The sequence below is a fragment of the Thalassoglobus neptunius genome (genome assembly GCF_007859735.1).
Classification (GTDB): Bacteria; Planctomycetota; Planctomycetia; order Planctomycetales; family Planctomycetaceae; genus Thalassoglobus; species Thalassoglobus neptunius.
This window is the reverse complement of sequence record NZ_SIHI01000001.1, coordinates 2226233-2238438: the sequence shown is the minus strand read 5'-3', so window position 1 is coordinate 2238438 and position 12206 is coordinate 2226233. Positions and strand designations below refer to the sequence as shown.

General features: G+C 52.8%; 5 protein-coding genes. All 5 read right to left on the bottom strand.

Going from position 1 to position 12206, the window contains the following annotated elements:
• Nucleotides 1-21: 21 nt before the first annotated feature.
• Nucleotides 22-1908, bottom strand: a complete 1887-nt coding sequence (locus KOR42_RS08795) for a polyprenyl synthetase family protein (protein WP_231740802.1) — start codon at nt 1906-1908, stop codon at nt 22-24.
• 200 nt (nt 1909-2108) lie between these two features.
• Nucleotides 2109-3866 carry a prenyltransferase/squalene oxidase repeat-containing protein gene (locus tag KOR42_RS08790; RefSeq protein ID WP_146508899.1) on the bottom strand — a complete coding sequence of 586 codons (1758 nt, stop codon included), beginning with the start codon at nt 3864-3866 and terminating at the stop codon, nt 2109-2111.
• Nucleotides 3866-4909, bottom strand: coding sequence for a PIN/TRAM domain-containing protein (locus KOR42_RS08785; protein WP_146508897.1), 1044 nt, complete (start codon nt 4907-4909; stop codon nt 3866-3868). Before KOR42_RS08785 ends, KOR42_RS08790 begins: the two co-directional genes overlap by 1 nt.
• A 312-nt stretch (nt 4910-5221) precedes the next feature.
• Nucleotides 5222-6457: a DUF1559 family PulG-like putative transporter gene (locus tag KOR42_RS08780; RefSeq protein ID WP_197440994.1), complete on the bottom strand. Its 1236-nt coding sequence runs from the start codon at nt 6455-6457 to the stop codon at nt 5222-5224.
• Between the two features lie 632 nt (nt 6458-7089).
• Entirely contained in the window at nt 7090-12189 is a 5100-nt protein-coding gene (locus KOR42_RS08775) for a hypothetical protein (RefSeq protein ID WP_146508895.1), read from the bottom strand.
• Nucleotides 12190-12206: the final 17 nt, after the last annotated feature.

Here is a 12206-nt window from a genome sequence, read left to right as displayed (position 1 = left end):
TGGTGAAACAGTGAACGTGCTCTATTGAGCCACGATCGGCAACGAAACCAACATCGGAGCAGGCGAGTCTTGCTGGAGTTCCAACTGGCTCGGTTCACCTTCTTCAGCGAGGACGGAATCGACAAAGAAGTACAACAGTTGCCGTAACTCGTCCGATTCAACTTCGTCAGCCAAAGCTTCAGCACGCTCTCGTGACTTCTGAACGAGTCCTTCTGCTTTCTCAAACGCTCCGCACGCAGAGAAGATTTCTCTCAGCTTACGAACTCGAATTGGATCAGGTTCGCTGCCCTCATAGATCTCTCGAATTTCCTGCTTCTTTGACTCAGACGCATTTTGAAGAGCGAGTGCCAGAAGAAGTGTCGGCCGAAGAGCAAGTGCATCCTGTCCGGCGATCAGTTTGTTGTGATCGTCTCCATCCCAGTCCTTCAGGTCGTTGAGAATTTGAAATCCGACTCCAATATGTCGCGAGAATTGGGGAATCAGTTCGTGATACTGATCGACTGACCCCGCCATCCGAAGACCGGAGAAGAGAGCCGCTTCGAATCCAGGCGACGTTTTCAAAGCGTAAATCTGGAGAGCGTCCAGCGGAGAAATGTTCCAGTCGGGAGATTCCTGCCAGGCCATTTCCGCACCTTGCCCGTCGCAAAGCTTGATATGGGCATCCGCCATATTTGCGACGATGTCACACGACACATCGCTTCCCAACTCTTCGCGGCACTCGTTGACCAGTCGGTATCCGAGCCCGATCAGATAGTCACCGATGTTAATCGCCCGACCAGTCCCGTAAGTGCGATGAAGCGTTTCGCGACCGTATCGGTATTGATCGTCGTCCTGAATATCGTCGTGGACCAAAGACGCCTTGTGAAACGCTTCGATGGCCATTGCCACTTTGGAAACCGCCGAAGAAAACTCAACGGGTAAACTCTTGTCGTGACGGCCATTGACGACCTCACCACCGGTCGCAGCATCATAAGCTGCGAGCGTAATGAATGGTCGAAATCTCTTTCCCCCATTCGCAAGCCAGTCGAGAGCAACATACTCCGTCTGTCCAAGTGGCGACGTCGACTGTTCCGCAGTTTGACTTCTCTTGCGAGGGATCAGTTCTTCGAATTTGTTTGTGAAGATGTCCGATGATGCACGCATCAGGGGAACATAGCTTCGCGTTTGCTGCACCTCGATCGGTTCGTACTTCTCAAGAACTTCCCAGACCCAGGATTCATCCAGAGATGTGTTCTTGCAGTCACCTGAGTGAAGTGGAATCGCGAACGACGGCACCCCGGCGATCAAGACTTTATCGATGGCTTTCTCAAGAACGTTGAGGCAGGCCACTCCGAGGATTCCGTCGACGTATCCCTCGACGATGATCTTCAGGACAATTGGTGATCCTTCAGCAACCAGAACTTTGTAGCCGAGTTGTTCTGCGCGAACTTTGTAGTCCGCGATCGAGCACGCACCACACTTCTCGCAGTCCAATCCAAACTGATCGTATTCCGCCGGGCACCCTTCTGCATGTTTCAGGCAGTGCGGAAGGAGGAGCATTCTTCTCTCGAACGAAGTCGCCAGAAACTGCTTCTTCCAGAAGTAATTCCCGATCATCACCATCGCGAATCCGAGGAACTTCTCAGGCTGCTGGATCTTCTGTAAGAATTCGCGGCCCCATTTCTCGAGTTCTCCTCGACTGAAGGCGTTCGTGCGGTCGAGATTCTTCGCGAACGCTTCCGCATCCGCTTTGATCAATTCGCGCAGCGCCAACGTCTCGGGGACCGCTTTCAAGTGAGCTGTGCTCTTGCGGCGCGAACGTTTTTTGGGAGGGGGATCGTCCGACGCAACCTGATTTCGTTGTTGCGTGGCAGTCGCGGCTGTTTGGTCTGATTCGCGGCTTTCAGAATGATTCGTCGCAATATCCAACGCCGACTCCTTTTTCTTTTATCACCTCGATCGAGCGAGGAACTCGGAGCGATGAGTGGGTGACCGGATCGATCCACCAACGTTTTTTCAATCACTTCGGACCTGAAACGAACTCAGGCGAATGACTGTCATCAACTTATTGGGAAGGAAGTCACAAAGTGTGCATGAAATAAATTGATGTCATATAATGGTGACAGGTTCTATGGGGACTGGCAATCCTCGACGGCGCGGCGGAGCGCACCTGATCCAAAGATTACGGGGTACAGTTCTTCAAAATACCACAATTTCGCAAAATAGAAACCAATTGGAGTGGCTTCATCAATCGTGTTTGATTCGACTCGATCAATGAGCCAGTTGAGTCCGGATTCAATCGCATTCGCTGAATCACGATCATCGATCAGAGCATCGACGGCGAGGGCCGTCTCTTCAACCGACGACGGAGCCCCCTGAACACCTCCCCAGCCGCCATCAGGGTTCTGGGCGGATCGCAGCCAGCGGACGCCATCTTGCAGCGGAAGTGCTTCAGTTCGATTCGTAACCTGATAGGCACGAATGACTTTCGATGTTCCGTAAACAGGGTTGATTTCATCGGGGGCAAACTGGTTTCCGAACCACAGCGGATGCCAGGAGCCGTCCGAGTTTTGTGATCGATTCAGAAAGTCGAACCCGTCGCGAATGGCCGATTCGACGCCCGGGAGATCTTCGAATTCTTCACGGACACGATGGAGGGCTCGCAAACAGTGCGCAGTAATATCTGTGGAACTCCTATCGAACGGCAACGTTCCCCATCCGCGGCAGAAGGTCGGCCAGCCACCATCCCGATTCTGAAGATCGACCAGCCACTGAGTCGCCAACTTGCATGCTTCACCGATCCGCGGATCTTGAGACTGCGGATTCAGATTCAACAGCGCGAGGATCGCTCCCGGCGTATCGTCAGCATCCGGAACACCGCCAGACAAATTCGTCCACGCCCAACCTCCCGGGGCTGCATGCGTGTAAGGGTGCTCTTCACGATACTGTTGACTCAGCAACCATTCGGTGATCGCTGCCCGTTCCTGTTCGCTGAGAGTTGATGAAATCGCATTTGCTGAAAGAGTCGTCACCCATGTCGCCAGATTGGTGTCGATGGGCCAGCTTCCGTCGTCCCAGACTGAGTCAACAAGAAACTTCACGCCACTTTCGACGACCGGGTGCTCAACGTTTCCTTTGGCTGCCAAACTCATCACCACGAAACTGGTGAGCGGAGTCGCTTCCAGAAACCCTCCCGACTCAGGTTGAATCCGTTTAAGAATTCTCAAGCTCTTCGGAATGAGTGAATCTCGTAGCCAGCCAAGCAACGGATTCCACGGCTTGCGAAAATGATGTCTTACCTGACCAATCGCAATAAGGGCCGGTAAGGCATAACTGACCACGGGAAGACGAATCGTCGCGTAAAACTGATGCGGCAGGCAAGCCAGTTCAAACGGAAGTGCCGAGACATCCTTCCAGTCCACCAGCCCAGCCAGTGCACAATGTGTCAGAATGGGAACGGAGAAGGTCTTGTCCCGACCATAACGCTCGACCACTGCTTTGCTGCCGCCACATCGCTGAATATATTCATCCGCTCGCTGCAACAGTTCCGAGTATTCTTCGGACAGGCCGACTGCCTGAAAGCTGCCGAAGACCAGCATGGAAGTCGAGATGTTGCTGTGACTTTTGAGAGTGTCTCCCCATCCGCCGTCTTCGTTCTGACACTGCGACAGCCATCGCAAGCCATTCACAATCAATGGAGTGAACTCGCCCTCCTGAACTCCCCGTGCGAGTTGGACCTGATGCAGAGCCATGACCGCAGTGGCAGTGGAGAGGGGGGAAGCAGACAACCGACCCGTCCAGCAACCCGACTCGTCTCGGCGAGAAAGAAGCTGATCCCGAATCGCTTGTTCAGCACGCTCCAGTCGATCTCGATCGACGTTTAACATTAAGTCGCCTGACCGTCAGTCAATTTTGAGAAGATCATCCGGCCCGCGCTGTTCTGCAGAACACTCGTCACGACCGTGTCGACATCCTGCCCCATTTGTCTCGTTCCCTGATCGACAACGACCATCGTCCCATCGTCAAGATAGCCAACCCCCTGCCCTGGCCCTTCTCCTTCTTTGATAATTCGAATCCGCAAATGCTCGCCAGGGATGTAGCGAGGTTTGAGCGAATTGGCGACGTCATTCAAATTGATGACATCCACGCCCTGAACACCCGCCAGCTTGTTGAGGTTCACATCGTTTGTCACCAGCCGTGCGTTCAAATCTTTCGAAAGCTCGACAAGTCGCTGATCAACGGTTTTATCAGTTTCGTCGATGGCGTTGTGCATCTTGACTTCAATCTTCGGATGCTGCTGCAACCGTTTCAGAATGTCGAGACCGCGACGTCCGCGAGATTTGCGAATCTTATCCTGACTGTCCGCAACGTCCTGGACTTCCTGAAGAATGAAGCTCGGTACGATGAATTCTGAGTCGACGATATTCGTATCGACAACATCTGCGATTCGGCCATCGATTAAGGCGCTCGAATCGAGGATCATCGGTCGGCCCCCTTTGAGTTCGCGTGAGAACTCAACATACGGAATGACGAACCGAAACTGATCCTTCGTCTGAAGCAGGAAAGTGATACAGATATACGGGAGGATCAAAATCGAAATCAGCGTCGAAGCAGCTGCGTAGGCTCCCCCTTCGCTGCCGAAAAGATTCGGTTCATTGAACATCGGGCGCAGCGCAAGGTTCATCAGATAGGTCAGAAGCACTCCGATCAACAGACCGAAGTAGATCGCCGAAATGACTTCCACACGTTTGCGAGGAATGAGGATATCGACCAGCAGAATCGACAATGCAATCGACAACATCACCAAGAATGAGGCGACGGGGTGTTGCACCACGAATTCCGGGGCATTGGAGTTCTGGCTGAACGTATACGTTGCCAGCGCACCAACACAAATCACGATATAAATCGCGCGTATAATAAGCAGCAACATCTGGGATGTCTGATCAAAAAGGAATTTGAGCTCACACCGATGTCGACCAGAAACCGTCAGCCCGAGGAACCCGAGTCCCTGGATCTGTCTCCGAAGACACAACAGCGGTGAGTTGAGCAGCCGAAATACCATCGACGTTGACCAAAAGATCAATCGCCGAGCCAATCACCATCTTACGGTTGAAAGATTGGCATTTCCACTGACCGTGAACATCTGCACAAAAAAAGCAGCGTCTCAAGCGAGACGCTGCTGGATATCCGGCTGAATGAACACCGAATCATCTTGCGATCAAATCTGAATCTCAACAATCGATTAGAAATCGCTGGAACTGAGGATTGCCTGTCCGAACGAGTTTCCATTGGAAGACAGCAATCGCAGGTAAACGGAATCGTCAATGCTGTTGTTGATGAATTTTCCGCTGTTGTCGCCAAAGATCATGTTCACACCGTTTGGATGCAACGCACTTGGACGAGGAGTTTCACCAGCAACACCCAATCCGAGGTTGGCGTTGATCTGGCTGCTCTCCATGACACCAGAAGGATCAGTGACGGTCAATCCACGAGCTGGGTTGCCAGTGATTCCGACACCGCTTGGATTCGTTCCTCCGTCATCCGCTGTGACCGTACTTCCCGCACCAGCCACTCTCAGTGAAACCGCAAGGTCACCCTGGTAAACACTGCAGAATCCACCAGCACCGTTCGCCAGACCAATCGAAGCTGTTCCGAACGATCCGTTTGTGAACGATGGGTTCCAGTTTCGCACGTCGATGTTCTCAGTCACCATGATCGTCTGAGTTGTTCCGTCCAGGTTACTCACTCGATCCAAAGTATTGGATGATCCTGAAGGTGCGTACAAATCAGGTGCACTGCTGTCGAAGTTGGCGTTGGTGATCACTCCGTTCGTTTCGGTTCGGAAGAACATTCCAGTCGCCGATGTGGTGTTCACATTGACTCGCTGATTGGCAGTTGCTGCACCATTGGCTGGCCAGACATAGTCAACGGTTCCGTTTCCGAACTGAACATTTCCCGCCCATCGGTCGGCAGTCATGTAACCACCGTTCACGACATAGGTCTTGTGACCTGCCCCGTTTTTATCGGGATCATCTGGGCAAGAGAAAACTTCAATGCGTGTCGCTCCCAAATCGGCCAGAGTCGAGAGATTCTGGTTGGCTTCGACTGGGTCAGTCAATCGATCGTACAACGCACGTTGTTCGAGTTGCGGAAGGATGTGCACGGACCAGGGTGCAGGTCCCAACACGTTGACGGTCGGGGTCGCACCGAAGTTGGTGACAGAAACAACATCGACTCCACCGGTCAGAGGAGGCAATTCTCCCTTGTTCACTTGAGAGAAGTTAATGATGGCCAGACCAACGTTTCTCATGTTGTTCAGGCACTGTGTTTTACGGGCTGTCGCACGAGCCTGCTGAATGGCAGGCAGAGTGAACGCAGCCAGGGTCGCGATAATTGAAATCACGACCAGCAATTCAATCAATGTGAAACCGCTACGCGGTGCTTTCCTCGTCGCCGAGAAAGTTCGAGTTCTCTTCATTTGCATCTCCAGGTTTGATCGCCCCGGCAAAATCGCCGAGAAGTAAAAATTTCCAATACGTTATTGCCGTGTGAAACTCAGTCCCGCTTCACCTGACAACCTCCTGCTGCTCAGGACTGACCACTCAAAGCATTGCGGTCTTGCCACAATTGCTGTCGTGATCACTTTTTGTCCGTGATCACTTCTTGCCATTGCTGTCGATCAGTGAACTGACCGTCGCAAGGAAATGTCTCTCATTGAAAACGGAATTGACTTGCAGATTTCAACAGGAAATCTTTTGAGGAATTGAATTTCCGAAGATTCCTGAACAGGGAAAAGTAGCGCAAATTTCCTGATGCAGACTGCCGCACATTGTTGCAGAATTAAACACTTGTCGCCTGCTTCTCCAATTATGACATCTGCCATCTTCGATCGAAAGTGAAAAACACTGCGAACTGAACGCATCCACTCACGAATGGTCGCTTGCAGGGTCTATTACGCTGAAATATTGCAATTCATAAGCCAAATCTTCAGGAAACAACTCAGATCACAGGATTTCACGATAGTTTCATACCATCACGCATGAGCAATTGGATGATCCTGCGTCCTCCTCAATCTCGATTCCGTTTTGATGCCATTCTCAGGTGTCAAGACTACGGAAGGAGTTGGCGATGAATGATGAACTTGCGGAAATCGAATGAGTTCGTCACCGGATCGTATGCTTCTTCCAACCGAGACAAATCGACAACACAGAACATCCGGTAACGCGGCAAATCAGCTGCTCGACCACCAACTTGAATGTTTCCGGACGCCTGGATTCTGTGAGCTTCATGCAAATCAAACCCGCCCCAAATCGCGAAGACGTGGCTTCGAGTTGTTGAGTTATTCGCGACCTTCGCCAGCAATCGGTGACGCGTATGGTGGTCAACCGTGTCATTTCCAAAGTCATCACTTGGCCGAGCTTCGAAGAGTCCCAGCTGATTCAGATTCGGCAATGTTCCGTTGGAGTTGTTCTTACGAAGAATCGTCTTTTCAACGCTGAGTGCCGGATTGACCGGATCGATATACCCCAAAGGCCGGAACGGCTGGGCGAGATGAGTTCCCGGTGCTTGACGATTTCCTCCGTTGACGCCATCACGAGCGCGAAGCAATTGATCCACCCAGCGTCGTTCGGCCGGATTCAATTCCAGAATATCATCGGTCGGATCTCGTGAAGGATCGAAATGATCATGATGCAACCAGTCATCGACAAGGCCAGCCAGGACCGGTTCATGTCGAAGCGTATTGAGATTGATTTTTCCTGGGAGCCGTCGATGCTTCGCCACTTCATAGCCAGCCACATCCCAGTTGCTTGGAGGCGGAACATCCACGAAGTTCAACAAGCGGTACCAGCGGTTTCCAATCACCGACAAGCTTGGCAATCCAGTCGTCGGATCGAGGAATCGCACTTGAGCGGTTCGTGAACCGGTCATGGCCCCACCCTGCACAAGATTCCCGATCGGTCCACCGTAGAACTGCTGATCTTCGGCAGCTGTCGGAATATACGGATCGTTCGCCTGCGTCGCCGTCCAACCGAGATATCCATAGATCGGAACGGACAGCAACTCAACCCATGACGACAGGTCCCGGTCGAAATGCGGCTGCCAGTAAGGATAAGGCGTTCCAGCCCCTTCCTGATCGATCCACACCTGATTCGGGCTGTTGAACTCTGGATTCGGATGCGGCGCTGGAACAGGCATCATTCGAACCGGGAAGTCCTCGTGAAGAGTATGGTTTCGATAAGTTCCTGCTCCCTGCCCTGGATGATCCTGGGCGATGTAGTCGTACGGATGCAATCGCTCGTGGCTCACCAGATTATCGAGCCAGTCCGTCAAAGCTGCCTGGTTGCCGCTTCCTGGGAATGCAGCATACGGAACATCCTTCTGGAACTCGGAAGCGGTCACCTTGATGCGATCGACTTCGATCCATTCATCTCCTTGTCCGACTCCCTGAGCGTCGAGATGACGTCGTCGCTGGAGGACCAGATAAAAGTCATCTGCCGGATCTCCGACGACATACTGTGCGACCAGACTTGTAGGAGTTGGATTCCCCGGGAACGTACTCGTTGGGTCACCCGCAACAAACCGTCGATATCCGGGATCATGCTCAGGCAGTGCAGCGGAACCAGACGGAGTCAGGTCGAGGCTCAATCGAGACGGCGGATCCTGATTGTTATCGGTCACCTCCGCCGCAGGCGGTTGAGGCTTAGGAATGATCAGTTGCAGCGGATCGCTTTGAGTATCGGAATTAATGTTGACGTAGAAGTCACTTCCAATCGACAACCCTGCTCCGTTCACGACATTGTTGTCATGACAGCCAATGATGAAATTGGAACCGGGATCAATCGTGCGATAGTCTCCAATCGCACGCTCACGGAATTCGACAGCGACGTCGGTGATCTCAGGAGTGACTCCGACTGGAACTCGAGCGATCCGCCAGGACTCATTCTTCAATTCCACCGGGAACGGACTCAGGTTTCGCAGTTCGACATACAGGAATCGATGCCCGTCCGGTGAACTCGATTCGTCGTGCAGTGTGCGTCCGTTGTCGGAAGAATCAGGATCGGATTCGATCAGCAACACTTCACTAAAGGCCAGCGGCTGTGACTCGACGCCATAAACCGTCCCCGACGGACTCGCATCCCATCCGTCTGATAAATTGTCATCGTAGATGAATTTGGTAATCACATCGTCGCGATCGAGTGCATCGACATAGTTCACAGCGAACTGTGCCATCTCACGGGCAATTTCAGGACCGATCGGAGTGGTGGTCACATCCGTTCCATCCGGGTTGTCATTCGGAGCCAACTGGTTCGGGTCGTAGCCAGCGACGGTATACAGCAACACATAAATGTCACGAGCCAATCGCTGACGGTCATACTGAGCCCACCATTCCTGGGCGTATGGATCACTCGCGATGAGATCAAGTGTCGGATAGCCAGCTGTGTTCCAGGCTGCTGCGTCGATGACGTTATCTTGCGGAAGCGGAATCGTCAGATAGTTTGGATCCCCCGGAAGCGGATTGCCGGAACTGTCGACAAGTTCCAGAGGATGCGGAACGAGATCACGATATTCAGGATTCGACTGTGCATCGAAGGCGTCTTCACCGTTGGCGATCGTGTCGTCGGACAGAATTCTATTCAGATTCAACTTCTGCTGCGGTCGTTGATTGTCACGATCTGCAAAGGCTGAACGATCGTTGAGAATCGTGAGCAGACGTCGAACTTCTGGACGATAAGGATCAGCTGTGGAGATGATTCCCTGTTCGTGCTGCGAAGGTGGAATTCTCGCTGCGATCGGTCCAAAGCTTGGAGGGAAGCTGTTCGGAACGTCCGGATCGGTCGTCGGGTTAAACTCCCATTGTCGGTACATGTCCGACACGAACGGAGAGAAGCTCAATTCATTTCGATCCCAGCTGTCCGTTGTGAACTGCGACCGAATTAAAGCTGCTTGTCGATTGTACTGGAAGTTCCAGGGGGCGAGGTTTCGCAAACGAGACACAAGCGAGAGCTGTCGCCAATCCCCGTCACTCAAGTGAAGTGCCGCGATTTCGTCCGGAGTGAACCGGCTATCGAACTGATTCGGAAAGCTGAGATTCGGATTGAATTCGTTCTCTTCATTCACAAGCCCGTCGATTGACAACGGTTGCAGACTTCCCGATCCATCAGAGATGGCGTCGATGTAAGTGCGATGCAACGTGTTTCCATCAGCCATGATCTGCCCCTGATTCTGCCAGGGAGCGGCACCCGGATATTCCGGCCACTGAACGGGAGTGTCAGGGATGCCTCCGGATGCGAGAAAGCGCTCGCCTTCAAATATGGGCGGCATTGGCGTTGCGGTCTGATGAACAACAGATCCGTTGGCAATCTGCTGATTTCCAACTCCGATGTAATCGAGAGGATGAACAAACGGAGGAATGTCAACTTGCAATCGAGATTGAGCATTCGGTGTTCGAATCATTCCGCCGCCGCGTGTCGCAGCATTGTTATTCGAGTCGACGTCATCATCCGGTGGACTTCCGCTTCCGAGGATGGCTCCCGGAACCGGATATCGACCTGAAGGAGTCGCGGATCCTTCGTTCGCCAGGCCTGCTCGAAGTTGACCATCGTCAAATCCGTAACGTCCCAACCAGTCGACATTCGATGCGAACGCGAGTGTTGTCGGTTCGAATTCCGGACGTCCAAGGAGCATGGAAGCGTGCTCGATGTTCGCCGTTTGCAATCGAGTCAGCACGTTGGCCGCCGGAGCGGGATAAGGGATTGTGGCGGACGATCGATCCGCTGCCATTCCACGAATTGCAACCGCTGCAGCTGCTTTCGCTTCAGGACTTTGCTCCACAAATTCCCCCGTAGAGGGCATGGGGTTGAGTTCCGCATAGAGAGCAATCAGAGGGTTCACTTCCGAAGGGCTCATCCCCAGGTTCGAAAAGTGGGCCCAGTCGCTGCGGTTGAGAATCTGCTCGCGAATACTCGCCACTCCGCCCGGCTGATTGTTGTTCGTCGAACGGAGATTGAAGTCGGCAAGATTGCCATGCACGTTCGTATTGAGCAGCGCATCCTGATCAATGATTTTCCAGAAGTAGATCGGAACGACCTGTCGTCCCCCCGGAAGATCGATCATCGGATGGTCGAGATCGATGGCAATTGAATCGGTAATCCCGTCCCCATCAAGATCCGCATCCAGATCGTAAGTTCCTGTTCCGTCGTAAACTCCCATCGAGTTTTCGCCGTCGATCTGACCGTTGTTCAAGGCCGGATCGTAGTAGCCATCTTCACCCGGATCGAGGGTTCCGTTTCCGTTCAAGTCCTCGGAGTCTCCATTCACATCCACGCGAAACGGGAAGGGTGTGATCAGGCGGTTGCGATCCCCACTCTCTGCCACTCGTCCACCCACTGCGGAAATATAGCGACGATCGCCGTTCATGTATTCATGAAGCAGGTGAGGTCTCAAGACCTGAGCTTCGGTCTGTGCGTTTGTGTACCAGTTCCGGAAATTCAATCCGGGAAAATACCCAGGCAACGCGAACGATGGTTTCACGACTCGCAGCTCAGAAACTGGATCGATGTAGTCCATCGAGAGGAACAAGCTGTTGATGTCAGGATAGGTGTATCCCGCAGCCGGATTGAAACCGAGTTCCGGGGTCGTGGTGGGATCAATCGCGTTTCCGCTGTTGGCAATGGCCGAGTAATTGAGGACGAAGTCAGCCTCGCTGCGTGAGGTGGTGGGATCTCCGTCATAGTTGACGTCAAATGAGTTCGCTCCAGTCGGGACAATTGTGATTCCCTGACCGGAATAGAAGTTTGCAGTCCCCGGTTGACCGGTCGTCGAATCGATCGGCCCCACAACATGCCCTAACATCGACCAGCGACTGTAGGTGTCCCCGAAGTGCAGCGCACTGTTTTCGAACTGCGGATCGGTCTTGACCAGAACCTGTTCGAGGCCAAAATCGAAAATCGGATCCGGATCGATCTCAAGCGGTTTGATTGACGCGAAAGCGTCTGCGATCGCTTTTTCCTGCGTCGAGAAGTTGAAGATGAACAGCCCGATGATCACGAGAGTCGTCGTCAATGCAACGACCATGATGATCACCGCACCGCCTCGCCGATTCGAGTTCTCCACGGACTCGCCGACATCTGGGGCTGCGAATAAGTTTTTCGAATTCGCGTTCGACGAATCTCGTCGAACTCTTTGCCATCGGTTCGGAATCAATCTCATGGAATTTCTCCTTCGCT

Bases quoted from the DNA above. Each gene is read 5' to 3' on its own strand.
- KOR42_RS08785 (WP_146508897.1), bottom strand. From the start codon at position 4,909: ATGTTGCTGCTTATTATACGCGCGATTTATATCGTGATTTGTGTTGGT.
- KOR42_RS08780 (WP_197440994.1), bottom strand. From the start codon at position 6,457: ATGAAGAGAACTCGAACTTTCTCGGCGACGAGGAAAGCACCGCGTAGC.
- KOR42_RS08790 (WP_146508899.1), bottom strand. From the start codon at position 3,866: ATGTTAAACGTCGATCGAGATCGACTGGAGCGTGCTGAACAAGCGATT.
- KOR42_RS08775 (WP_146508895.1), bottom strand. From the start codon at position 12,189: ATGAGATTGATTCCGAACCGATGGCAAAGAGTTCGACGAGATTCGTCG.